Source organism: Saccharopolyspora taberi, assembly GCF_039534165.1.
GTDB lineage: Bacteria > Actinomycetota > Actinomycetes > Mycobacteriales > Pseudonocardiaceae > Saccharopolyspora_D > Saccharopolyspora_D taberi.
Map to the genome: position 1 here is coordinate 20,988 of NZ_BAAAUX010000020.1, position 23,750 is coordinate 44,737.

At 71.6% G+C, this 23,750-nt stretch carries 22 protein-coding genes; 14 read left to right on the top strand and 8 right to left on the bottom strand.

Going from position 1 to position 23,750, the window contains the following annotated elements; all coding sequences use genetic code 11:
- Positions 1 to 28 precede the first annotated feature (28 nt).
- From ABD691_RS24640 to ABD691_RS24650, 3 genes are read left to right on the top strand one after another with little or no spacing between them, the layout of a single operon-like run.
- On the top strand, positions 29 to 835 hold the full coding sequence (locus tag ABD691_RS24640; RefSeq protein WP_344683560.1) for a class I SAM-dependent methyltransferase: 807 nt from the start codon (positions 29 to 31) through the stop codon (positions 833 to 835).
- An 11-nt stretch (positions 836 to 846) separates the two neighbouring features.
- Positions 847 to 2,106 (top strand): glycosyltransferase, encoded by a 1,260-nt coding sequence (locus tag ABD691_RS24645; RefSeq protein ID WP_344683561.1) that lies wholly within the window; start codon positions 847 to 849, stop codon positions 2,104 to 2,106.
- On the top strand, positions 2,103 to 2,918 hold the full coding sequence (locus ABD691_RS24650; RefSeq protein ID WP_344683563.1) for a class I SAM-dependent methyltransferase: 816 nt from the start codon (positions 2,103 to 2,105) through the stop codon (positions 2,916 to 2,918). The genes ABD691_RS24645 and ABD691_RS24650 overlap by 4 nt, the downstream gene beginning before the upstream one ends.
- A 19-nt stretch (positions 2,919 to 2,937) precedes the next feature.
- On the opposite strand, the gene ABD691_RS24655 is transcribed toward ABD691_RS24650, so the two are convergent.
- Positions 2,938 to 3,957, bottom strand: coding sequence for a YncE family protein (locus ABD691_RS24655; protein ID WP_344683564.1), 1,020 nt, complete (start codon positions 3,955 to 3,957; stop codon positions 2,938 to 2,940).
- A 144-nt stretch (positions 3,958 to 4,101) separates the two neighbouring features.
- Between ABD691_RS24655 and ABD691_RS24660 the strand changes: the two genes are divergently transcribed.
- Complete coding sequence (locus tag ABD691_RS24660) at positions 4,102 to 5,076, top strand: LysR family transcriptional regulator (RefSeq protein WP_344683565.1); 975 nt, start codon at positions 4,102 to 4,104, stop codon at positions 5,074 to 5,076.
- A gap of 20 nt (positions 5,077 to 5,096) precedes the next feature.
- On the opposite strand, the gene ABD691_RS24665 is transcribed toward ABD691_RS24660, so the two are convergent.
- On the bottom strand, positions 5,097 to 7,547 hold the full coding sequence (locus ABD691_RS24665; RefSeq protein ID WP_344683567.1) for a UvrD-helicase domain-containing protein: 2,451 nt from the start codon (positions 7,545 to 7,547) through the stop codon (positions 5,097 to 5,099).
- Between the two features lie 239 nt (positions 7,548 to 7,786).
- On the opposite strand from ABD691_RS24665, the gene ABD691_RS24670 reads away from it, so the two are divergent.
- A complete protein-coding gene (locus ABD691_RS24670) occupies positions 7,787 to 9,028 on the top strand; it encodes a VTT domain-containing protein (protein WP_344683568.1) in 1,242 nt (413 codons plus the stop codon).
- A 294-nt stretch (positions 9,029 to 9,322) separates the two neighbouring features.
- Positions 9,323 to 9,622 (top strand): chorismate mutase, encoded by a 300-nt coding sequence (locus tag ABD691_RS24675; RefSeq protein ID WP_344683569.1) that lies wholly within the window; start codon positions 9,323 to 9,325, stop codon positions 9,620 to 9,622.
- Between the two features lie 54 nt (positions 9,623 to 9,676).
- On the opposite strand, the gene ABD691_RS24680 is transcribed toward ABD691_RS24675, so the two are convergent.
- Positions 9,677 to 10,987 (bottom strand): MFS transporter, encoded by a 1,311-nt coding sequence (locus ABD691_RS24680; protein ID WP_344683571.1) that lies wholly within the window; start codon positions 10,985 to 10,987, stop codon positions 9,677 to 9,679.
- 16 nt (positions 10,988 to 11,003) lie between these two features.
- On the bottom strand, positions 11,004 to 11,798 hold the full coding sequence (locus tag ABD691_RS24685) for a 3-hydroxybutyrate dehydrogenase (protein ID WP_344683573.1): 795 nt from the start codon (positions 11,796 to 11,798) through the stop codon (positions 11,004 to 11,006).
- A gap of 149 nt (positions 11,799 to 11,947) precedes the next feature.
- Between ABD691_RS24685 and ABD691_RS24690 the strand changes: the two genes are divergently transcribed.
- The 5 genes from ABD691_RS24690 (at position 11,948) to ABD691_RS24710 (ending at position 17,606) form a co-directional block, all read left to right on the top strand.
- On the top strand, positions 11,948 to 12,256 hold the full coding sequence (locus ABD691_RS24690) for a hypothetical protein (protein WP_344683575.1): 309 nt from the start codon (positions 11,948 to 11,950) through the stop codon (positions 12,254 to 12,256).
- A gap of 97 nt (positions 12,257 to 12,353) precedes the next feature.
- On the top strand, positions 12,354 to 13,163 hold the full coding sequence (locus ABD691_RS24695; RefSeq protein WP_344683576.1) for a hypothetical protein: 810 nt from the start codon (positions 12,354 to 12,356) through the stop codon (positions 13,161 to 13,163).
- An 83-nt stretch (positions 13,164 to 13,246) separates the two neighbouring features.
- On the top strand, positions 13,247 to 14,008 hold the full coding sequence (locus ABD691_RS24700) for a hypothetical protein (protein WP_344683577.1): 762 nt from the start codon (positions 13,247 to 13,249) through the stop codon (positions 14,006 to 14,008).
- 463 nt (positions 14,009 to 14,471) lie between these two features.
- Complete coding sequence (locus ABD691_RS24705; RefSeq protein WP_344683579.1) at positions 14,472 to 15,914, top strand: serine/threonine-protein kinase; 1,443 nt, start codon at positions 14,472 to 14,474, stop codon at positions 15,912 to 15,914.
- Positions 15,915 to 16,172: 258 nt separating this feature from the next.
- Positions 16,173 to 17,606, top strand: a complete 1,434-nt coding sequence (locus tag ABD691_RS24710; protein WP_425565158.1) for a serine/threonine-protein kinase — start codon at positions 16,173 to 16,175, stop codon at positions 17,604 to 17,606.
- On the opposite strand, the gene ABD691_RS24715 is transcribed toward ABD691_RS24710, so the two are convergent.
- Positions 17,578 to 18,489 carry a LysR family transcriptional regulator gene (locus tag ABD691_RS24715; RefSeq protein ID WP_344683582.1) on the bottom strand — a complete coding sequence of 304 codons (912 nt, stop codon included), beginning with the start codon at positions 18,487 to 18,489 and terminating at the stop codon, positions 17,578 to 17,580. The two genes, ABD691_RS24710 and ABD691_RS24715, sit on opposite strands and share 29 nt — an antisense overlap.
- Positions 18,490 to 18,597: 108 nt before the next feature.
- Here ABD691_RS24715 and ABD691_RS24720 point away from each other — a divergent pair, with 108 nt between their 5' ends.
- A complete protein-coding gene (locus ABD691_RS24720) occupies positions 18,598 to 19,524 on the top strand; it encodes a DMT family transporter (RefSeq protein ID WP_344683583.1) in 927 nt (308 codons plus the stop codon).
- Here the strand turns inward: ABD691_RS24720 and ABD691_RS24725 are convergent.
- Together ABD691_RS24725 and ABD691_RS24730 are read right to left on the bottom strand one after the other, a co-directional pair.
- Positions 19,482 to 20,153, bottom strand: a complete 672-nt coding sequence (locus ABD691_RS24725; RefSeq protein WP_344683585.1) for a response regulator — start codon at positions 20,151 to 20,153, stop codon at positions 19,482 to 19,484. The genes ABD691_RS24720 and ABD691_RS24725 overlap by 43 nt on opposite strands.
- On the bottom strand, positions 20,146 to 21,447 hold the full coding sequence (locus ABD691_RS24730; RefSeq protein ID WP_425565150.1) for an ATP-binding protein: 1,302 nt from the start codon (positions 21,445 to 21,447) through the stop codon (positions 20,146 to 20,148). The genes ABD691_RS24725 and ABD691_RS24730 overlap by 8 nt, the downstream gene beginning before the upstream one ends.
- Before the next feature lie 131 nt (positions 21,448 to 21,578).
- Here ABD691_RS24730 and ABD691_RS24735 point away from each other — a divergent pair, with 131 nt between their 5' ends.
- Positions 21,579 to 22,772, top strand: a complete 1,194-nt coding sequence (locus tag ABD691_RS24735; protein WP_344683586.1) for a PspC domain-containing protein — start codon at positions 21,579 to 21,581, stop codon at positions 22,770 to 22,772.
- Positions 22,765 to 22,962 carry a hypothetical protein gene (locus tag ABD691_RS24740; RefSeq protein ID WP_344683588.1) on the top strand — a complete coding sequence of 66 codons (198 nt, stop codon included), beginning with the start codon at positions 22,765 to 22,767 and terminating at the stop codon, positions 22,960 to 22,962. Before ABD691_RS24735 ends, ABD691_RS24740 begins: the two co-directional genes overlap by 8 nt.
- Here ABD691_RS24740 and ABD691_RS24745 read toward each other — a convergent pair whose 3' ends face one another.
- Positions 22,963 to 23,739 carry an E3 ubiquitin ligase family protein gene (locus ABD691_RS24745; protein WP_344683950.1) on the bottom strand — a complete coding sequence of 259 codons (777 nt, stop codon included), beginning with the start codon at positions 23,737 to 23,739 and terminating at the stop codon, positions 22,963 to 22,965.
- Positions 23,740 to 23,750: the final 11 nt, after the last annotated feature.

The following is a 23,750-nucleotide window of genomic DNA, read 5'->3' on the forward strand; positions in this document are numbered from 1 at the left end:
TTTGTGAAATGAGTGTAGCGTAAGCCGCATGGCCGAACAGATCAGGTTGACCGGCGCGCAGGAGACCCTGATGGGCACCCTGCACGCCAAGGCGGTCGACGCGTGCACCGCCGATCCGGTGCTCGGCGATGCCATCGCACTCGATCTCTCGAAGCGCATCGACTACGACTTCCGGCGGCTGAAGATGAAGCCCGCGGACCGGATGGCGGTGGTGCTCCGGACGAACCGGCTCGACGCCTGGGTGCGCCGGTTCCTCGCCGGCCACCCCGACGCCGTGGTGCTGCACCTGGGCTGCGGGCTCGACGCCCGCGCGTTCCGGATCGACGCGCCGGTGGAGTGGTTCGACGTCGACCACCCCGACGTGATCGAACTGCGGGACCGGCTGTTCCCGTCCCGGGACGGCTACCGCACGATCGCCGCGTCAGTCACCGAAACCGGCTGGCTGGAGCAGATCCCGGCCGACCGGACGACGCTGGTCATCGCCGAGGGCCTGCTGATGTACCTCGGGCAGCTCGACGCGGTCGGGCTGCTGCGCCGGATGACCGACCGCTTCCCGGACGGGGAGATGATGTTCGACGCGGTGCGGCCGTGGGTGCTGCGCCTGTCCCGCTACTCGGGTTTCCTCCGCGTGACCGGCGCGTCCTTCGGCTGGGCCGTCGGCGATCCGCACGACGTCGAACGCCAGGTGCCGGGACTGCGGCTGGTCGCCGAGCACTCGCCGGTGACCGACCCGGAACTGGTGCGGATGCCTGCCGCCGAGCGCCTCAGCGCCCGCGCCATGGCGCCCATCGCACCCCTGCGCAACGCGATCCGGTTGCTGCGCTACCGGTTCTGAGGAGATGCGGCATGAGAATCGTGATCCACTCGTTCGGTACCCGCGGTGATCTTGCGCCGTTCACCGGGCTCGGCGCCCGGCTCCAGCAGGCCGGGCACGAGGTCGCCGTCGGCGTGCACGAATCCTTCGCCCCGATGGTGCGGGCTGCCGGGCTGGAGCACCGGCCGCTCGCGGGCGACGTGCGCGCGCTGCTCGCCGGGGACACCGGCCGGGAGCTCGAACGCGGCGGCGCCGGGGTCCGGTGGATGACCAGGACGATGTCCAAAGCAGGCAGCTACAACGAGACCATGAACCAGCTCGGCGAGAGCATCGCCGAGGCCAGCCGGGACGCAGACCTGCTGCTCCTGCACCGGGGAACGCTGTTCCACGGCTACGTCGTCGCCAAGGCGATGGGCATCCGGAGCATGCTCACCGACCTGTTCCCCAGTTCGCTGGCCGTTACCGGGGAGTTCCCGCCGGTCATGTTCGGCGCGCGGTCGTTCGGCAGGTGGGGCAACCGGGCGCTCGCGACCGGATTCCCGCGCCTGGTCTCGCCGCTGCTCGGGTTCGCCAAGGATTTCCAGCGCCGCATGGGGGTTCCGGCCGTCGGGCTCAGCGGCACCTACCGCGAGATCGACCGGTCGCGGTGGCCGATCCTGCACGGGTTCAGCCCGCTGATCGTGCCCCGGCCCGCGGACTGGCGGCCGGGCATCGACGTCGTCGGCTACTGGTGGCCGCGGCCGGACCCGGCGTGGCAGCCGCCCGCCGAACTCGTGGACTTCCTGGAGTCCGGTCCGCCGCCGGTGTACTTCGGGTTCGGCAGCATGGCGCAGAACAACCGCGAACGGCTGTCGGAGGTCGTCACCGAGGTGGTGCGCCGGACGAAGGTGCGCGCGGTCGTGCAGGCCGGGTGGTCCGGGCTTTCCGCCGCGGGGGACGACGTGCTCGCCATCGGCGACGCCCCGCACGAGTGGCTGTTTCCGCGGATGGCCGCGGTCGTGCACCACGGCGGCGCGGGCACGACCGGCGCGGGGCTGCGGGCGGGCGTCCCGGCGGTCGCCGTGACCGTGCTGGGCGACCAGCCGTTCTGGGGTGAGCGGATGACCCGCGCCGGGGTCAGCCCGGGCTGGACGACGTTGAACTCGCTGACCGCCGAACGGCTCGCCGAACTCGTCGGCGCCGCCGTGACCGATCCCGCGCACCAGCGGCGAGCGCGGGAACTCGCCGAGGGGATCGCCACCGAGGACGGCGCGGGGCGCGTGGTCGACGTGGTGAGCAGGATGGAGTCATGACGGAACGGATCGACCTCACCGGGGCACCGGAGACCATGCTGGCGACGCTGTACCTGCGGGCGCTGGACAGCCGGTCGCCGGACAGCATCCTGGGCGACCGGCAGGCCGCCGAAGCGGTGGACCGCATCGACTACGACTTCGCGAAGTTCCGGGTCCGGCAGAAGGACGCGCCTTCGGTCGCGATCCGCGCCAAGGTGCTCGACCAGTGGGTCTCCCGGTGCCTCGACGCGCGGCCGGAGGTCACCGTCATGCACCTGGGGTGCGGGCTGGACAGCCGGGTGGACCGCGTCGATCCACCCGCGAGCGTCCGCTGGTACGACGTGGACTACCCGGAGGTCATCGAGCTCCGGCGCAGGCTTTATCCGGCACGGCCGCATTACGAGACGATCGGGTCGTCGGTGACCGCGCCCGGTCTGCTCGACCGGATTCCGGGAGACCTGCCGGTGCTGGTGGTCGCCGAAGGGCTGACGATGTACCTGCCACCGCACGGGGGCATCCGGCTGCTGCATCGGATCACGAAGCACTTCCCCAGCGGTGACATGCTTTTCGACGCCTTCAGCACCCTCGGGGTGAAGCTGTCCAACCGGGCCAACCCGGTCGTGGTCAGTTCGAGATCCCGGCTGTCGTGGGGAATCGACGACCCCCGCGCGCTGGAGGCCAGCGTGCCGGGTCTGGAACTGGTCACGGAGTGGGCGTTCACCGACGCACCCGAGATGGACCGGTACTCCTGGCTGCTCCGGCAAGTTCTGCGCGGGGCGGCCAGGATCACCGCGTTCCGCCGCATGGGGCGGCTTCTGCACTACCGCTTTTGATCAGCCGGCGTCCCGCGGCCTACCGGCTCGGCACGTAGGCGAGGCCGTGGGCGCCCGGCTCGCCCTTGCGCGCGACCGGCAGTTCCCCGACCAGTTCGAGGTTTTCCAGGTCGACCACCGCGACCGTCGACGAAACAGCCGCCGACACGTACGCCCGGCTGCCGTCGGGCGAGGAGCTGGTGGTGAGCGGGAACTTCCCGACCTCGACGGTGCCCAGCAGTTCGTAGGTCTCCGGCGCGAAGACCGACAGCCTGCCGCTTTCCTGGACACCGAGGGTGGAATCGGCGCCCGGGGACATGACGACCTCGCCCACGAGCAGCAGTCCCGTCGAGGTGACGTGGACGGGGAAGACCTGGTGCTCCAGCGGCAGGGTCCGGATGACGGCGTTGGTCGCGGTGTCGATGATCCGAATGCCCGGTTCCGCCGTGTCTCCGGCGAAGTCGCCGTACGGGGTCGCGACGCAGACGTGCTTGCCGTCCGGCGTGATGGCGAGACCCTCGCTGCCGGGCACCTCGACCCTGGCGAGGAAGGTGTCGGTTTCGAGGTCGACGACCGAGACGTACGGGGCTTCCTTGTTGGTGGCGAAGCCGCGCCGGCCGTCCGGGGTGATGTCGAACCAGTGCGGTCCGGGCGCCATCGTGTCGATCCGGCCGACGCGTTCGCGGGACCCGGTGTCGAGGACGACCACGCCGCCGGGCAGTTCGTCGGTGGCCTCCACGCTGATGTAGAGCCGCTGCCGCCCGCGGTCGAGCGCCAGGCCGTGCGGTCCGTGCTCGGGCGAGAGGTCGATCGAGTCGATGATCCGCCGCTGGTCCGGATCGATGACGACGAGTTCGCGGGCCCGTCCGCTGTTGGCGTGGTAGTAGCCCGAGTGGTACGCGTTCGTGCAGTACAGGATCCGGTGGTCGGGGTCGAAGCACAGCTCGTGCGGTTCCGCCGGAACCTCCAGGACGTCGAGCAGTTCGTGCGTGACCGCGTCGAAGAAGTTGACCGTGGGTCCGCTCTGGCTCACGACGGCCAGCACGTCACCGTTGCGCATTGAGGTTCTCCTGGTTTCGGATCGGCCCGCTTTCGCGGGGTCACCACCACCTTCGGCCGGTCCGCGGATTGCCGCCAGCACATCCTCGATACGGAGGCATTGCCCGGAGCGGAACAATGCAGGCCAACCGTCCGAGGAGGGGGAATGGACCTGAACCTGCTGCTGGCCCTGGACGTGCTGCTGGAGGAGCAGAGCGTCACCCGGGCCGCCGAGCGACTGCGGACCTCGCCCGCCGCGATGAGCCGCACCCTGGGCCGGATCCGCCGGGTCCTCGACGACCCGGTGCTGGTGCGGGCGGGGCAGGCGATGGTGCTGACGCCCCGCGCGGTGGAACTGCGCGACGAGGTCCGGACCGTGGTGGAACGCTCGCGCGCCCTGCTCACCCACGGCAAGCCGCTCGATCCCGCGTCGCTGTCCCGGGAATTCACCGTGCAGGCAAGCGACATGCTGGTCACCGAACTGGCGCCGCCGCTGCTCACCCGCGTCCAGCGGGACGCACCGGGCGTGACCCTGCGCTTCGCGCCCGAGGCCACCGAAGGGACACCGGCGCTGCGCGAGGGCCGGGTGGACCTGGAGATCGGGGTGCTCGAACACCTCGATCCGGAAACCCGGACCGAATCCCTCGCGTCGATCCGGCTGGTGGCGGCGGTCCGGCGGGGACACCCGCTGTCGCGGGGGAAGATGACACCGGAACGCTTCGGCTCGGCCGCGCACATCAGCGTTTCGCGCCGCGGCCGGGCACGGGGTCCGATCGACGAGCGGCTCGCCGAACTCGGGCTCAGCCGCCGGGTCGCCGTCGTGCTGCCGAGCCACACCGCAGCGCTGTGCCTGGCTCGCAGCACCGACCTCGTCGCACTCGCCCCGGAACTCCCCGGGAGCCCGCAACACCCCTGTAGCCCAGAACTTCCCGGAAGCGCAGAACTCCCCAGAAGCCCAAAACTCCCTGGAAACACTGCGGATTCCCTCGGCCTGCACACGTTCGAGGTGCCGCTCGACCTTCCGGTGGTGGACGTCGGAATGGCGTGGCATCCGCGCAACGACGCCGATCCCGCGCACCGCTGGCTGCGCGCGCTCGTCCGCGACGTGATCACGGAGGTCGTCACCGGCACGACCCGATGATCGTCCTCTGTGGACGAACGTTAGAGCTTGGTGAGCGGGACGCTGCCGATCAGCATCAAGCGGACGGTGCCCGAACTGCCGAAGTCGATCGTCGCGGTCGCGCGGGGCCCCTCGCCCTCCGTCGCGATCACGGTGCCCAGCCCGTACTTGTCGTGCGTGACCCGGTCGCCCGCTTCGAGCTTGATCGCGACGGCGTCCTTCCAGCCCTTCGCGGGGGTGGAGCGCATGCCCCTGGCCGCGAGCCCCGCCTGCGCGGAGTCCGACCCGGTGCGGTCGAAACCGCCGCCGCGGCTGCCCCACGTGCTGCGCACCTGCGGCGCGGCCCGCTCCGGCTCGATCCGGCGCCAGTGCGTCAGCTCGTCCGGGACCTCGGTGAGGAACCGGGAAGCCGGGTTCGTCATCGGCTGGCCCCACGCCGAGCGCATCATCGCGCGCGACAGGTACAGGCGCTGCCGCGCCCGCGTGATGCCGACGTAGGCCAGCCGCCGCTCCTCCGCCAGCTCGGCGGGCTCGCCGAGCGCCCGCATGTGCGGGAAGATCCCGTCCTCCCAGCCGGTGCAGAACACGACCGGGAACTCCAGTCCCTTGGCGGTGTGCAGGGTCATCAGGGTGACCACACCATCGCCCGACTCCGGCAGCGAGTCCGCGTCGGCCACCAGCGACACCCGCTCCAGGAAGGCCGACAGCGAGTCGTCGGCGGGCACTCCCCGCTCCACGTCGTCCTCGTCCTCGGCGGCGGGCTCCGCCCTGGACACCACGGCCTCGGCGGACGGGTCCGCCTCGCCGTCCACCTGAGCCGGCTCCGGCGACCGGGCCTCGATGAACTCCCGCGCGACCGTCACGAGTTCGGTCAGGTTCTCCACCCTGGTCGCGTCCTGCGGGTCGTCGCTGGCCTCCAGCTCGCCCCGGTAGCCGGTGCGCTCCAGCACCGCTTCCAGCACCTCGGCCACGTCCGTCTCGGCCGCCACGCCGTGCAGTTCGTCGAGCAGGTCGACGAAGCCCGCGATCGCCCGCTGCGAGCGGGTGTTCAGCAGCGGGACCGAGCCCTCCGCCGCCTTGCGGAGCGCGGCGGCGAACGAGATCCGCTCCTGCTCGGCGTGCGCGGCGACGACCGCCTCCGCGCGGTCGCCGATCCCGCGCTTGGGCACGTTCAGGATGCGGCGCAGGCTGACCGTGTCCTCCGGGTTGTCCAGCACCCGGAGGTAGGCCAGGGCGTCGCGGACCTCGCGGCGCTCGTAGAAGCGGACGCCGCCGACGACCCGGTAGGGCAGGCCGAGCCGGATGAACACCTCCTCGAAAACACGGGACTGGTTGTTGGTCCGGTAGAACACCGCGATGTCGTTGAACGTCGCCTCGGCGTCGTCGACCAGCCGGTCGATCTCGCCCGCTACGAACGCCGCCTCGTCGTGCTCGTTGTCCGCGACGTAGCCGACGATCTTCTCGCCGTCGCCCGCATCGCTCCACAGCCGTTTGTCCCGGCGGTTCGGGTTGCGCGTGATGATCGCGTTCGCGGCGGAGAGGATCGTCTGCGTGGAGCGGTAGTTCTGCTCCAGCAGGATCGTCCGGGCCTGCGGGTAGTCGCGCTCGAACTCCTCGATGTTGCGGATCGTCGCACCCCGGAAGGCGTAGATCGACTGGTCCGCGTCGCCGACCACGCACAGCTCGCCCGGCTCCGTGCCGTCCTCGGTCGGTTCGGTGCCCACGAGCTCCCGCACCAGCACGTACTGGGCGTGGTTGGTGTCCTGGTACTCGTCGACCAGGACGTGCCGGAACCGGCGCCGGTAGTACTCGGCCACCGCCGGGTGCTGCTGGAGCAGGTCGACCGTGCGCATGATCAGGTCGTCGAAGTCCATCGCGTTGGACTCGCCGAGCCTGCGCTGGTAGGCGGCGTAGACCTGGGCGACCTTGCGCTCCAGGTCGTTGCCGGCCTGCTCGGCGGCGGCCTCGGGACCTATCAGCTCGTTCTTCAGGTTCGAGATGTGCACCGCCAGGGTGCGCGCCGGGTAGCGCTTGGAGTCCAGCTCCTGCTCCCTGGCGATCATCGTGATGAGCCGCCGCGAGTCGTCGGAGTCGTAGATCGAGAAGTTCGACGACATCCCGAGCGTCCTGGCCTCCCGGCGCAGCACCCGCACGCACATGGAGTGGAACGTCGACACCCACATCGCGTTGGCCCGGCGGCCCACCAGGTCGGCCACCCGCTCCTTCATCTCGGCCGCGGCCTTGTTGGTGAAGGTGATCGCCATGATCTGGCCGGGGTGCACGCCGTTGGCGAGCAGGTAGGCGATGCGGTTGGTCAGCACCCGGGTCTTCCCCGAGCCGGCACCCGCGACCACCAGCAGGGGCGAACCGGTGTGCTCGACCGCCTCGCGTTGTTGCGGGTTCAGCCCCGCCAGCAGGGCTTCCGGATCGGGTCCGCGCTGCTCCGCCGGTCGTGGCGATCCGTCCTGCGGGAGATCGAAAAGGGTGCTCATCGCCGCTCCACGTTACCGGCCCGCCCCGACAGCCCCGCCAGTCCCGGCCCGGACCCCGCAGGGTCCGGTTCCGGGTCATGCCGGGGATCTTCCCCGATCTCCGCGCACCACCGGGAACGGGACGGTGAACCGGTACCCGTGCCGCGTGCGTCACCGACGGGTGCGCGGGTCGACCGGCTTCCGGTGCGGCGCCGCGCCACCAGAAAACCACCAAGCCGAGCCAGAAGCGAGCGAACCGGATGACCTGGTTGAACGAGATCGACACGGCGGTCCGGGACTTCCTGGCCTGGGCCGGGTCGCTCAATCCGTGGCTGTGCGTTGCGGGTGTCCTCATCGTCCTCTCCTTGGAAACCTCCCTGTTCGTCGGTCTGGTCGTCCCCGGCGAAGCCGCCCTGCTGCTGGCCGTCGGCGTGCTCGGCGCGCGGTGGGCGGTGCCGCTGTTCGGGGCGGCGGTGGCGGCCAACATGATCGGCCAGACCGGCGGTTACTGGCTGGGGCGCGCGCTCGGTCCGCGGCTGCGGCGCAGCTGGGCCGGGCGCAAGATCGGCGAGCACCGGTGGACCGCGGCCGAGGCGATCGTGCACGGATCGGGTGGGCGGGCGTTGATCACCACGCGGTTCGTCGCCGTGGTGCACTCCGTCGTCCCGGCCGTCGTGGGCACGCTTCGGCTGCCGTTCCGGCGGTTCCTGGGGCTCGCCGCGATCGGCGCCGCGCTGTGGGCAGCCGTGCTCACCTGCGCGGCGGTGGCCCTCGGCGAGGCCGCTCGGGTGGTCGGTTACGGCTGGACGGCGCTGGCGCTGACCTGCGTGGGCGGCGGTGGCGCGGCGGTGGTTCTGGTCCGGGCCGCCAGGCGGCGGCGTTCGGGACCGGACCACGGCGGGGACGCGCCGGTGTCGGCGGGCTCGCAGGGACCGGACCAAGATGCGGACGCACCGGCATCGGCTCCAGCGGGCGCGCCGGGACCGGACCACAACGGGAACACGCAGGCCTCAACCCCGGCGGGCTCGCCAGCACCGGACCGCGATGCGGACGCACCGGGATCGACTCCAGCAGGCGCGCCGGGACCGGACGACGGCGGGGACGCGCCAGCATCGGCTCCGGCGAGCGCGCCAGCACCCGACCAAGATCCGGACGCACCGAGATCGACTCCGGCGAGCGCGTCGGGACCAGACCACGACGGAGACCCGCCGGCGCCAGTCCCGGCGGGCGCGCGAGTACCGGCCCCGGCGGATGCGCGGGGAAGTCGTGGCGCCGGGGAATCCGGCGGGCGCATCCGCAGGAGCGATGACGATCGCGGGGGCCAGCTCGGCGATGGGGTCGGGAACTTCGGCGAGGGCACGCGTGCGGGTGAAACACGAGACCTCGGCGGCGGGACTCGCAGTGGCACCGGTGGCGACATCCGCGGTGGCGATGGCGGCCACATCCGCAGTGGCGGGAACGTCGGCGGGCAAGCTCACGAACGATGTGATCAGCAGTCATGACACCACCATTCCCGCAGCGCACGACCGCTTCAAGGAACTTCACTCGAACAAGTGATCGATGGCTTTCCGATCTCAGTTCGCGGGACGAAACGCTCAGCACGTGGCAACGCCGACCTCGGCTGTGGCAGACTGACGGCGTGCTGACGCAGAGCTACGAGTTTTTCTACGGGCCCGGGACTCCGGCGCCCGTAGCTGCGTGAGCTCCACACACTACGACGCCCCGGGGTCTCGGCCCCGGGGCGTTCGCGCGTCGGAGGGGCCGTGGAGGCCGGGCCTAGCCGGAGGACGACTCCCATGAACACCAGCGTGGACGGTGACCAGCAGCGGTCCGGAGCGACCGAAGCTGCCCCCGACGACACCATCGCCGGTTTCCGCGACGAGATCGACCAGCTGGACGCCGACATCCTGCGGCTGATCAAGCGCCGCGCCGACGTCTCCCGCCAGATCGGGGAAGCCCGGATGGCCGCGGGCGGCCCGCGCATCGTCTACAACCGCGAGATGGACGTGCTCGCGCGCTACCGCGAGCTGGGTCCGGAGGGCCGCGAGCTGGCCATGATCCTGCTGCGGCTGGGCCGGGGCAGGCTCGGGCACTGAGCCGACGCCGATGCCGCCCGCTGCGAACGGCGGGCGGCGTCGGCGGAACCGGGCTCAGAGCGCGTGATCGGCCGCCAGGTCTCGCCGGCGAGTCTCCGGCGAGATGACGACCGCGACCACCGTGATCACCGCGCACAGGGCCACGTACACCGAGATCGGCCACGCAGAACCGAAGGCGCTCAGCAGCGCGGTCGCGATGATCGGCGCCAGCGATCCGGCCACGATCGAGGCGAGCTGGTAGCCGATGGACGCCCCGGAATAGCGGACCCGCGTGCCGAACAGCTCCGCGAAGTAGGCGGCCTGCGGCCCGTACATCGCCCCGTGCAGCACCAGTCCTATCGAGGTCGCCAGCGTGATCACCAGGAACGACCTGGTGTCGAGCATCGTGAAGAACACGAACGCCCACAGACCGGTCCCGATCGCTCCCAGCAGGTAGACCGGCCTCCTGCCGACCCGGTCGGACAGCGCGCCCCAAAGGGGAATGCTGATGAAGTGCACCACCGCCGCGATCAGCGAGGCGTTCAGCGCCAGCCCGCGCGGGAGGTCCAGGTGCACGGCGATGTAGGTGAGGATGAACGAGGTCAGGACGTAGTAGACGACGTTCTCCACGAACCTCGCGCCCATCGCGATCACGACCTCGCGCCGGTACCGGCGCAGCACCTCGACGATCGGCGGCCGTTCGGAGCCCGCCTCGGCCGCCTTGCGCGCGGCCTCGACGAACAGCGGCGACTCGGCCACGGCCAGCCGCACCCACAGGCCGATCAGCACCAGCACCCCGGAGAGCAGGAACGCGATCCGCCAGCCCCAGGCCAGGAACGCCTCGTCGGTCTGCACCGCGGCCAGCACCGCGAGCACGGCGGTGCCGAGCAGGTTGCCCAGCGGCACCCCGGCCTGCGGCCAGGACGCCCAGAAACCCCGGTGCCGCGCCGATCCGTGCTCCGAGACGATGAGCACCGCACCGCCCCACTCACCGCCGATTGCGAAGCCCTGCACCAGCCGCAGCAGGGTCAGCAGCAGCGGCGCCAGCACGCCCATGGTCTGGTAGGTCGGCACGAGCCCGATCAGGAACGTCGAGCCGCCCATCACGATCAGACTCAGCACCAGCAGCTTCTTGCGGCCGAGGCGGTCGCCGAAGTGCCCGAACACCAGCCCGCCCAGCGGGCGGGCCACGAAACCGACGGCGTAGGTGATGAAGGCCAGCATGGTGCCGACGAGCGGATCCTCGGCCGGGAAGTACAGCTTGTTGAAGACCAGCGCGGCGGCGGAACCGTAGAGGAAGAAGTCGTACCACTCGACGGTGGTGCCCACCAGGCTCGCGGCCACCACCCTTGACGTCGCGGATCTGCTCGGGGACTCGGTTCTCATGCCAACCCCTCTTCTCTCAGTGCGCCGACCAACCTCCGTCGATCGGGAAGGAGGATCCGGTGATCGACGTCGTTCCGGGGCCGCAGAGCCACACCGCGAGGGCGGCGACCTCGTCGGGCTCGACCAGGCGCTTGACCGGGGTCCGGGCCAGCAGCACGTCCTCGACGACCTGCGCCTCCGGAACCCGGTGCAGGATCGCCTGTTCCGCGACCTGGCGGTCCACCAGCGGGGTGCGGACGAAGCCGGGGCAGATGCAGTTGGAGGTCACGCCGCGCGCCGCGCCCTCCAGCGCGACCGCCTTCGACAGGCCCTCCAGGCCGTGCTTCACCGTCACGTAGGCGCTCTTGTAAGGGGAGGCGCGCATGCCGTGCACCGACGAGATGTTGACGATCCGCCCCCAGCCGCGGTCGTACATGCCGGGCAGCGCGGCGCGCACGATCCGGAAGGGCGACTCGAGCATGACCCGCAGCATCCGGTTGAAGGTGTCCGGCGGGAACCGGTGGACGGGCGCGACGTGCTGCATGCCGGCGTTGTTGACCACGATGTCGGCGTACTCGCCCACCGACTCGGCCGCGTCTGGGTCGCTGAGGTCGACGACCAGCGCCTCACCGCCGGTCTCGGCCGCGACCCGCTCCGCGGACTCGACGTTGCGGTCGACTGCGACCACCGCCGCGCCCGCGGCGGCCAGCCGCCGCGACACCGCGGCGCCGATGCCGCTGCCCGCGCCGGTGACGACCGCGCGCTTTCCGATGAGATCCAGTGGTCCCCCAGGGCTCGTTTCCCCGCCGAGGTCGTCCGAGCGGTCACTCATAGCCGAAGAACCTATGCGTGATTCGAGTCTCAATCCAGAGCTCCGGCACAACCTTTTCCGACCCTTCAACCGCGGCTTTCCCGGCGGTCGGGGCGATGTCCGGGAATTCCCCCATACCGGACACGTCGCCAGCAGGGCAGACTGGATGCATGGCTCTCATCGCCTTCCTCGTAACGCTCATCGCTGTCATCGCCGCAGCCGGTCACGCGGGTTACCTCGCGATGCTGACCTCCGCGGCGAAGAAGCGGCCCGGCGGCGCTCCCGCGGTGGAGTTCGCCAAGAAGCGGATGCCGGTCGCCGGGGTCACGCTCGCCGTGACCCTGCTGGCGCTGCTGATCTCGACCAGCGACAACCTGGGCGCCGACATCTTCTCGACGGTGCTGGGCGCCGGTGGCGGCTTCGCGGCGGTCAAGGCGTTGCAGTCGAGCCAGAGCCGGTTCCGCGAAGGCCGGTACTGAACCCGGAGTGATCGGGTGACCCCGTAGCGTCGCCGCTGCGCGGTCGGCCTAATCTGTCGCTTGGTCATCCCAGCCAACGCCGAGAGGGTCGAGGCCGATGCGCAGCGGCAGGACCGTCGGCTGGACCGGCCAGATCGACTGGCCGCCCGCGCCGGCAGCACCACGGCACGGACGACACCGGAAGAGCGCTCCGGGCGGTACCTGGACCCCGGCCGCGCCACCGCGTCCGGATCCGCTGACCGACACCTCGGCCGGTCTGCGCAAGTTCGACCTCGGGATGGTCCCCGCGTCGGTGACCCCGCCCGCGACCTGGCGGCGGGCCGCGTGGTTCGCGGTCGCGTCCTCGGCCGCCGCGCTGGGCGGGCTGCTGCTGGCGACCTCGGCGCTGGTCGGCGACTCCGCGGACGTGCGCGGCGCGGCCGCACGCGACTCCCCGGCGGTGGATCCGTACTACCTCAGCGGTGATCCGACCCGGCCGCGGGCGCGGTCGACGGGCTGGGTGCAGGCGTTGTCCACCCCGTCCCACCCGCAGGAGACCCGGGCGGTCGCGGGCGAGTACGCCGGGCGGCCGTCGATCTCGGATCCGCTGATCCTGCTGGCGACGCCCGATCCGGAGACGATCAGCAGGCGCACCCAGCAGTACTACGCCGCGATCGGTTCCGGTGATCTCCAGTCGGCCTTCCGGATGACCATCGGCCAGCTGCGGCACGAGGGGGTGCCCGCGTTCGCCGAGCGGTACGCCGACGTCGCCACCCTTGATCTGGTCGAGGTGCGGCACGTCCCGGCGCGGGCGTTGTGCACGCTGCGGCTGACCCGGGGCGACGGGGCGGTGCTGGTCCAGCAGCGGGAGCTGCGGTTCACCACCGGCGACCAGCCGAGGATTCACAGCGACGAGGTGATGCCCTGACCGAGCGTGAAGACTGCTCCGTTAGGGATCACCCTTCCGACCCCTTCAGGTGAACTCGGACGCGGATCTTTCCGCTCCGGCCCGTGCGCGCGGTACGAGTGCTCCGGACAACGCAGCTCGACGGACGTACGAGGACGATCGTGGACGGGTCGGCGACAGGGCGCAGACGCGACCGTGACGGCGCCATCACGGTCACCGAGCTGATCCGGCGCGAGCCCGGCTGGACCGCGCGTGCCCACCTGGCCGACGAGCTGCTGGCCTACTCCTCCGAGCAGGACGACCCGACGCCGGCGCCGCTGGCCAGCAGGCTCCTGTTCGGGACTTTCGGCTTCGGGCTGCTGCTGGTGTCGGCCGTCATCACCTCGATGATCCTCGCCCATCCGCTGCCCAGGGCGGACGGCGGCGGCGCGGTGGTCAGGGGCGTCGTCGCGCTCCGGCCGGACCTGGTGCGCGACGCGAGCTGGCCGTTCAGCCCCGGCCTGCCCGACGACGTCCCGTCCGCGCCCGCCGCCGCGGTGCGGGAGCGCAGCGACACGTCGGCGTTCATGCTCGCCGACGAGCTGTACCGGCGGCTGGGTTCGGACCCCGAGGGCGCGGTGCGGCTGCTGTCGCCCGAGCTGGTGGACGGCCAGGAGGCCGAGCTGGCCGGCGCGTGGCGGGAGGCCACCGCGGTCCGGGCCCGGCCGGTCTCGGCGGTGCCCGGCGGGGTGATCGCCGAGGTCGAGCTCGACTACGGGACCGGCGACCGGGTGCTGCTGCGGCACCTGCTGACCGTCGAGGTCACCGGGACGCCGCGGATCTCCGGGGCGGAACTGCTCGCCGCACGCCACTTCGATCCCGGCTGATGGGTAGTTCTCACAACAATGCGGCAACGACAACTCCTGTTCTCGGGGGACCGGACAGTGCGCCCGCGGAGCCCGGGCGAACCGGGCACCGGCGGGATGGTTGCCGCACGCAACGAGTCCGGGTCCGGTCCCGGAGCCGGGAAAGCGGCGATCAACTGCGGAAACGATGCGAGGCTCACACCGGCCCCCGGCGTCGCGATCGGCTGTCGCCGATACAGTCGAAATAGGTGGAACGGATCTACCGACTTCGGGCCTACGGTCTGACGACGTCGGCTAGGCTCCGCGTAGCGCGGACGGGCCCGGCCTCCCGGCCAACCCTGACCGCGCTGAGAACGTGTACATGTCGGAGGGCCGGATCCGGTCCGCCAAATCCGCCGATGTTCGGCGGGGCCGTGCACTCGGGATCGCTCCTGGGTCGACATCGGAGCTCGAAGAACATCGATAGCAGTACGGGGAGACGTCGGTGAGCGACGAAGGTCGCCTGGTCGCCGGACGCTACCGAGTGCAGCGACGCATCGGCAGTGGCGCGATGGGCGTGGTGTGGGAGTGTGTCGACGAACGCCTGCACCGCACTGTCGCGGTCAAGCAGTTGTTGCTGCAGCCCGGGCTCGATCCGGGTGAGGCCGAGGAAGCGCGGCAGCGGGCAATGCGGGAAGGTCGGATCGCGGCACGCCTGCAACACCCGCACGCGATCTCGGTCTACGACGTAGCCGAGGACGAGGGCCAGCCAGTGCTGGTCATGGAATACCTGCCATCCACCAGCCTCGCGGCGATGATGTCCGAGCACGGTCCGCTGCCGCCGAGGGAAGTGGCCAGGATCGGTGCCCAGGTGGCCGCGGCGCTCGGCGCCGCGCACGCCGCCGGCGTCGTGCACCGCGACATCAAGCCCGGCAACATCCTGCTCGGCGACAACGGCACGGTGAAGATCACCGACTTCGGCATCTCGCGCGCCCAGGGCGACGTGCAGGTGACCAAGACGGGCATGCTCGCCGGAACGCCCGCGTACCTGTCGCCGGACGTGGCGATGGGCCAGGAGCCGACCGGCGCGTCGGACGTGTTCTCGCTCGGCGCGACGCTCTACGCCGCCATCGAGGGCAAGCCGCCCTTCGGGCTCAACGAGAACACCCTCGCGCTGCTGCACGCGGTCGCCGCGGGCAAGGTCGAGCCGCCGCAGCAGGCGGGCCCGATGCACGAGCCGCTGATGGCGATGATGCAGAGCCGCGTCGAGGACCGGCCGGACATGGCCCAGGTGCGCGAGATGCTGCAGGCCGTCGCCGACGGCCAGGCGGTGACCTCGGTGCCGACGATGGCCGCGCCGATCCCGCCCGCGATCGCGCCGGACGCCGCGAGCAACCCCGACATCGCGCCGACCAGCGTCGTCGGCGGTGGCAGCGGCGGGCCGGACCACACCACGGTCGCCTACTACGAGGAAGACCCGTACTCCGAGCAACAGCAGTACGCGGACGCCACGTCCTACATGGGCTCGGACACCCGCGGCGACGACGCGATCTACGAGAAGCCCCGGCGCAGCAAGCGTCCGGTGGTCATCTCGGGCATCGCGCTGGCCGCCGCCGCGGTGATCGCGGTGCTGGTGATCTCGGCGTTCTTCACCAACAACGAGCCCACACCGCCCGCGACGCAGCCGACGACCCAGGCACCGCAGCCGCCCGCGCCCTCGCCGACCAGCGAGGTCGAGGAGACCGAGTCGTCGAGCTACGAGAGGCCGACGTCGACCAGGGAGCGGCCGACCTCCACGCAGCGGCCGACGTCCACGGCGGAGCGGCCGACCACCACCCAGCAGCAGCCGACCAGCGACGAGGAGGAACCCACCTCCAGCCCGGAGCAGCCGACCGCCACGCGGACGAGCTCCACGGGCAGCGTCTCGACGCAGGGCGCGAACGGCTGAGAACCGCAGGACGGGGCCGGGGCGGGCACGACGGAGTGCCCGCCCCGGCCTTCTGGCGTCCGGTGTCCCGCCCGCCCGGGGGACGGCCGGACGGGAGAGCCCAGTAACGTTGAGCACTGTTCGCTGAAGCTGGCCACGGGGGTCCGGTCAGTACTGTCCAGTCGAAGGCACAGCCAGTACCAGGAGTCACCTGTGAGCGCCGAGGGTCGTTTGATAGCGGGTCGCTACCGCTTGGAAACACAGATCGGCAGCGGTGCGATGGGGGTGGTGTGGCGCGCGGTCGACGAGCGCCTGCACCGCACCGTCGCGGTCAAGCAGTTGTTGCTGCAGCCCGGTTACACCCCCGAGGAGACCGAGGAGGCCCGTCAGCGCTCGATGCGCGAGGGCCGGATCGCCGCCCGGTTGCAGCACCAGAACGCGATCGTCGTGTTCGACGTCGCCGAGGACGAGGGCCAGCCGGTGCTGGTCATGGAGTACCTGCCGTCGCAGAGCCTCGCGACGGTGATCAGCGAGCAGGGCGTGCTGCCGCCGCAGCAGGTGGCGCGGATCGGCGCGCAGGTCGCCGGGGCGCTGGCCGCCGCGCACATGGCGGGCATCGTGCACCGGGACCTCAAGCCCGGCAACATCCTGCTCGGCGACAACGGCATGGCCAAGATCACCGACTTCGGCATCTCGCGGGCGATCGGCGACGTGTCGGTCACCAAGAGCGGGATCCTGGCCGGAACGCCTGCGTACCTGGCGCCCGAGGTGGCGCTGGGGCGTGATCCGGCGCCCGCGTCGGACGTCTTCTCGCTGGGGTCGACGCTGTACGCGGCGATCGAGGGCGAGCCGCCGTTCGGGGTGGACGAGAACGCGATCAGCCTGCTGCACCGGGTCGCGCGCGGGCAGGTCGAGCCGCCGCGGCAGGCGGGGCCGATGACCGCCGCGCTGATGCAGCTGCTGCGGCCGGACCCGGTCGACCGCCCGACCATGGCGCAGGCACGCGGCCTGCTGCAGGCGGTGGCCGACGGCAGGCCGGTCGCGGCTCCGGCCCCGACGAAGTGGGCGCCTCCGCCGACCACGGTCGGCAGGCCGGAGCAGGCTCCGGCGAACCCGCCGACGCAGGTGGGCGCGGTGGCGCCCGCTTCGGCGGCTCCGGAGCGCAAGCCGCGGCAGGCGCTGCTGTGGGCGATGGCGATCATGATCGCGGTGCTGGTGGGCATCCTGGTCGCGAGCTTCGTCAGCAGCGGGGAGCCCGGGAACCAGGGACAGCCCCAGCCGTCGGGCCCGGCACCGGCGCCGGCTCCCGCGAGCACGGCACCGGCGACCACCACGGCCGCGAGCACCACGGCGACCTCGACGAGCACCACCGCGCCGACCTCGTCGACCGCGAAGCAGCCGTCGAAGTCCGACATCGAGGGCGTGGTGAAGGACTACTACTCGTTGGTGCCCAACAACCTCGACCGGGCGTGGTCGATGCTCGGCCCGTCGTTGCAGGCGCAGGGCAAGGATTCCTACGAGCGGTTCTGGAAGCGGATCGACAAGGTCGACATCGTCTTCGGGCCGCAGTTCACCGGCGGGGACAAGGTCGTCGCCGTGCTCCGGTTCACCACGAAGGACGGGAGCACCAGCACCGAGCGGCACGTGCTCGGCATGGTGATGAACGCCAGCGGTCAGCCGCTGATCAACACCGACCAGTTGCAGGGGCGCTAGCGACGTCCTTCAAAGCCGTGAGCATGGCCTGGGTGGCGGGCTGTTCCAGCACGGCCTCCCGGACGGCGACGTGGATCCGGCGGGCCGGTTTGGCGCCGCGCAGCGGCACCGCGACGACGTCGGGGTGGACGACGTCCAGGCCGAGTCCGGGGAGCAGGGCGATCCCGAGGCCGGCCGCGACGAAGCCCTGGGCGGAGTAGGAGCCGTCGGTGGTCACCGCGACCCTGGGGGTGAAACCGGCGCAGGCGAAGGCGTCGGCCAGGGGTTCCGCGCACGGTCCGGTCGAGTCGCGGTCGCTGTTGACCCAGATCTCGTCCGACAGCTCGGCGAGGTCGATTCCGTCCTCCGTCGAGCGCGGGTGGCCGTTGGGCAGCACGACGAAGTACGGATCGTCGGCGAGGCTGATCAGCCGCACCCCGCGGACCGCGGGCGTCTTCCGGCCGGCCACGATCACCGCGAGGTCGGTGTCCCCCGCCTCCACCACGTCCAGGCCGGTGTCGGTCAGGTTCAGCTCCAGGCGGACCTCGGGGTGGCGGGCGCGGAACTTCGCGACCGCGGGCGGGACCAGCGTGACGCTGGCGGTGTGGAAGAAGTGCAGCCGCAGCACCCCGGTGCGCCCGCTGCGCAGGTCGGCGAGTTCGGCTTCGGTGTCGCCCAGCAGCTCGGCGAGCTGGGCCGCGCGGTCGGCGAGCAGGATTCCGGCCGGGGTCGGCCGGACCCCGCGACCGGCCTTCTCCAGCAGCGGCAACCCCGCTTCACGTTCCAGTGTGGACAGTTGTTGGCTGATGGCGGACGGGGTGTAGCCCAGGCCGGCCGCCGCCGCGCTGACCGAGCCGCTGGTGACCACCGCCCGCAGGACCTGCATCCGGCGTACGTCGAGCACGGCCCAACCCTACAGCAGTGCTGAACGTTGCCTTCAATTTAATTCACTTGTCCTTACCAGTGGTGCGGACGACGCTGATCTTGTTCGGCACGCGCACGTGGAGGGGCGATGAACAATCCGGCCAGTTACTACCGACTCGGGGCACTGGCGCTGCTGTGGGGATCGAGCTTCCTGCTCATCAAGGTCGCGCTGGACGCGCTCGCGCCGACGCAGATCGCGCTGGCGCGCATCGTGCTCGGCGCGCTCGTGCTGCTCGCCCTGTGCGCGGTGCGCGGCATCCGCCTGCGCGGCGACGCCGCGCTGTGGCGGCGGATCGCCGTTGCCGCGCTGTTCGCCAGCGCCCTGCCGTGGGTGCTGTTCGGCATCGGCGAGCAGACCGTCGCCTCCGGGCTGACCGGCGTCATCAACGCCACCACTCCACTGTGGACGGCGTTGTTCGGGCTGCTGGTCACCCGCGAGGCACCGCCGCCCGCCCGGCTGGCCGGGCTCGGCCTCGGCTTCGGCGGGGTGGTGCTGATCTTCGCGCCGTGGCAGGACGACAACCTGCTGACCTGGGGCGTGTTCGTGTGCCTCGGCGCCGCCGTCAGCTACGGCCTCGCCTACGTCTACATCGGACGGAACCTGACCGGGCGGCACGGGCTCCCCCCGCTGGCGCTGGCCACCATGCAGATGATCGTCGCCTCCGGCTACGGCGTGCTCGCGCTGCCCATCGACGGGATCCGCCCGGTGCAGCTGGAGCCGGTGCCGCTGCTGGCGATCGCGGTGCTCGGCGTCTTCGGCACCGGGCTGGCGTTCGCGATGAACTACCGGCTCATCTCCGACGAGGGTGCGACCACCGCGTCCACCGTCGCGTACCTGATGCCGATCGTCTCGGTGCTGCTCGGCTGGCTGGTGCTCGGCGAGCAGCTCGGGTTCCGAATCCTGCTCGGGATGGCGATCGTGCTAGCGGGGGTGCTGATCACGCAGCGATCCACCCGCCCCGCGCCCGACGTTCAGACCAGCCTGCGGTCGGAGGCCCAGCGGGAGAGCTCGTAGCGGTTCGACAGCTGGGTCTTGCGCAGCACGCTGGAGACGTGCGTCTCGACCGTCTTCACCGAGATGAACAGCTCCGACGCGATCTCCTTGTAGGCGTAGCCGCGGGCGAGCAGCCGCAGCACGTCGCGCTCGCGCGGGGTGAGCAGGTCGAGCTCGGGGTCGCCGACCGGCGCCGAGTTCGGCCCCTCGGAGAAGGCGTCGAGCACGAATCCGGCCAGGCGCGGGGAGAACACCGGATCGCCCGCCGCCACCTGGCAGATCGCGTCGGCCAGCTCCCGGCCGGAGATGGTCTTGGTGACGTACCCGCGGGCCCCGCCCCGGATGACCGCGATGACGTCCTCGGCGGCGTCGGACACCGACAGCGCCAGGAACACCACGTCCGGCTGCTTGCCGCGGACCTGCCGCAGCACCTCGGCGCCACCGCCGTCCGGCATGTGCACGTCGAGCAGCACGACCTGCGGCTGGTAGTGGGCGATTCCGGCGACGGCCTCGGCCACCGACCCGGCCTCCCCGACCACCTCGACCTGGTCCGCGGCGGCACCGAGCTCGGCCCGGACCCCGGTGCGGAACAGGGCGTGGTCGTCGACCAGGAACACCCGGACCGGCCGTCCCTCGCTGGCTTCACTCACGGTTGGCTCCCCTAACTCCGGCGCGCGGCATCTCCATCTGCACCTCGGTGCCCGATCCCGGCGAGGTCTTCACCCGCACCCGGCCACCGTTGCGCTCCATCCTCCCCCGGATCGAGTCCGCCAGGCCATGCCGGTCGGCAGGCACGCTGCCGGGGTCGAACCCGCTGCCGCGGTCGCGCACGTAGATCGAGACCTGCTCGGCCTCCACCTCGGCGTAGACGCTGACCTCGGGCACCCCGGCGTGCTTGGCCGCGTTGACGATCGCCTCGCGCGCCGCCGCGAGCTGCGCGGCGTGCCGCTCGTCGAGGTCGCAGTCGCCTACCACCACCTGCTGGACCTTGATCGCGAAGGAGTCCTCGACCTCCCCGCACGCCTTGGCCAGCGCCGTGGCGAGGGTCTGCGGCGCGGTCTCCACCTCGGCGCTGTCCGCGCCGGACTTGCCGTAGCCGTCCGGCCCGTACAGCCAGTTGCGCAGCTCGCGCTCCTGACCCCGGGCCAGCCGCCGGACCTCGCGGGTGGACTCGGCCTGCTTCTGGATCAGCGCGAGCGTCTGCAGGACCGAGTCGTGCAGGTGCGCCGCGATCTCGGCGCGCTCCTGCGACCGGATCCGGCTGGCGCGCTCGACGTTGAGGTCCCGCACCAGGCGCATCCACCACGGGATCGTCAGCACGGCGGCCCCGACCAGCGTTGCCAGCACCGCGAGCAGCACGAACTGCAGCTCCCTCATGGGCACCCGGCCGACCAGGAACGACACCAGGCCCACGATGACCAGCACCGCTCCGGCCAGGATCCGCACCATCGAGCGGCGTCCGCCCTCGCCGACCAGCGCGCCGGTGACCCCGGAGCGGGCGCCTTCGCGCCAGCGGCGGCGCTGCGGCTCGTCGGCCTCCCGCCAGACCACCGCGGCACCGGCCATCGCCACCGCCAGCGGACCGACCAGCCAGGCGGGCAGCGTTCCCAGCAGCGCGACCATCGCGGTCAGGCCACCGCCGAGGACGATCAGGCCGAAGCCCTGCTGCCGCTCCTTCGGCGAGACCTCGACCTCGCGCACGTCCCCCTGCGGCACGAAGATCCAGAGCAGCGCGTACGCCACGATCCCCGCCCCGGCGAAGGCCGCCGACACGGCGAACAGCGCGCGCACCCACAGGACCGGGATCTCCAGGTGGTCGGCGATGCCGCCGGAGACCCCGGCGACCAGCCTGCCGCTGCGGCGGCGGCGCAGGTCCGCGGTGTCGGTGCCGGCGGGCTGCCGGACCGCGACGTCCCGCCACTTCCGTTTGACCCGGGATTTCACAGCGTCGATGGTCACACGGTCGTACGTGCGCGGACATCAGGGACCGGCCCGTGCTTTTCGTGCCCCTTTTCCGGGCAACCTCAGGGGAGCCCCTGATGTAGGTCGCGGGCGGGGTGCCGATAGTAGGAGGCATGGCAGAGAGCACGAGCCGGTCCGCGGGGGCGAGGGTCGGTGAAACACTCCAGGACTTCTGGGCGACCCGGCCCGCACGTCCGCGGGGCAAGATCGCCGGGGTGGCCGAGGCGCTCGGGCGCCGGTACGGCGTCGATCCGGTCCTGCTGCGGATCCTGTTCGTCGTCGGCGCCTTCTACGGCGGTGCCGGGCTCGCGGTGTACCTGCTGGGCTGGCTGCTGCTGCCGAAGGAGACCCCCGAAGGCCGCCGGCCCACGCCGGTGTTCACCGCGCTGCTGGTGATCGGCAGCCTGTTCCTGCTGATGTTCTGGGTCATGCAGTTGCAGGGGCTGGTCGGCCTGTCCATCGCGTTCCTCGGGCTGTACCTGCTGCACCGCAACTACCGCGACCGGCCGAAGGCGACCGCGGCCGAGCCGCAGGGCGCGGTGCCGGTCACCGAGAAGACCTGGGTCTACCCCGGGGCGAAGGCTCCGGTGCAGCCGCTCACCGACACCGGGCTCGACGTGCGCCAGAACCCGCCGTCGTGGGATCCGCTCGCCGCCGCGCCGTTCGCGTGGGATCTGCCGGAACCGCAGGAATCCGAGCCCGAACCCGAGCCGGAGCGCCCGAGGCGCCGCTGGATCACCCTGCTCACGCTCGGCATCGCCGCGTTCGCCGGCGGGATCACGATCTCGGCCGGTACGCCGCTGGGGTTCACCTTCGCCCTGGCGCTGGGCATCATCGGCGCGGGGCTGGTCGTCGGCGCCTTCCTGCACGGGGGGCGCGGGCTGATCGGCGCGGCGATCCCGGTCGCGGGGCTGGCGATGGTGTTCGCCGTGGCGCCGGTGGGCAGCGGCCCGTGGGGCGAGATCGACGAGAGCCCGGAAACGCCCGCGCAGCTCGCACCGGAGTACCGGGCGGCCGTCGGTGACGTCCAGCTGAACCTGGAGGGCATGGCGCTCAGCACCGGGCAGGAGGCCCGGACCCGGGTCAGCGTCGACATCGGCAACATCAGCGTCTACGTTCCGCGCACCGCCGACGTGACCGTGGACTGCGCGGCCGGCCAGGGCCTGACCAACTGCCTCGGGCGCGAGCGCAACGGGGACAGGATCCGCAACCACGTCGTCGACACCGGGGAGGACGGACCCGGCGGCGGCACCATCGTGCTCGACCTGCGGGCGGGTACCGGCAACGTGGAGGTCTTCCGTGACTGAGGGGAACGCCCCGCGGCGCAGGGGTCCGGACGCGGTCACGCTGACCGCGGGCGTGCTCGCCCTCGCCCTCGCGCTGCACGTCATGATCGGCGGCCCGGTCGGCGCGCTGCTGTGGGTCGTCCCGGTCGGGGCGGTCGCGATCGGGGTGGCGATGCTGCTGGCGTCGCTGCGGCCTCGCCGCGAGCGCTGATCAGCGCAGGATCGCGCCGAGGACGATCAGGACCAGGCCGACCGGGGCGGCGACCAGGACTCCGACGCTGAGCCAGCGGTGCAGCTGGGTGCGGTGCTTGCGCAGCTCGTCCTCGGTGCGGGTCGAGATGATGAAGTGGCCGTCCCGCTCGGGCTTGCCGATCACCAGCGGGCCGATCTTGTCGTGCACCTCGCCGAGGATGTAGAGCCGGTGCCCGGGGCGCAGGACCCACTCGGTGTACTCGTAGCCGATCGTCGTGCTGGAGTCGAAGATGTTCGGCAGCTGGATGCCGAACAGGTTGAGCCCCTGAGGGCGGTGCGGCTCGAACCGGCTGACGACCTGCTCCGGCCGGTCGGGCGCGGTGCCGTTGGGGTCGACGCCGATGAGCACCCCGTGGTCGTCGCGGAGGGCGTAACCCTCCCACGAGGTGTGCTTGGCGACGACTTCCTGGTGCTTGGTCTTGCGGCGGTGACCGTCCTGGTGGCGGACCTTCTCGTAGTGGCGCTTGACCTCGTAGCGGTACCAGACGCACTCGGTCTTGCTCAGCTCCGAGACCAGCACGCCCTCCGGGCGCGGGTGCGCGGCGCCGACCACCTCGCACTGCTTGCGGAACGAGCCGCGGGCGCCGATGTCGTCGGACGCCTTGCGCAGCATCTCCAGCTGCGGGACCGGGAGGGTTTCGGCGCCGATCATCGCGTGCAGCTCGCTGCGGGCGTTGCGCATCAGGTAGAAGCCGACACCCGCTCCGACGAGAAGGAGCACTCCGATCACGATCATTGCCATGGCGC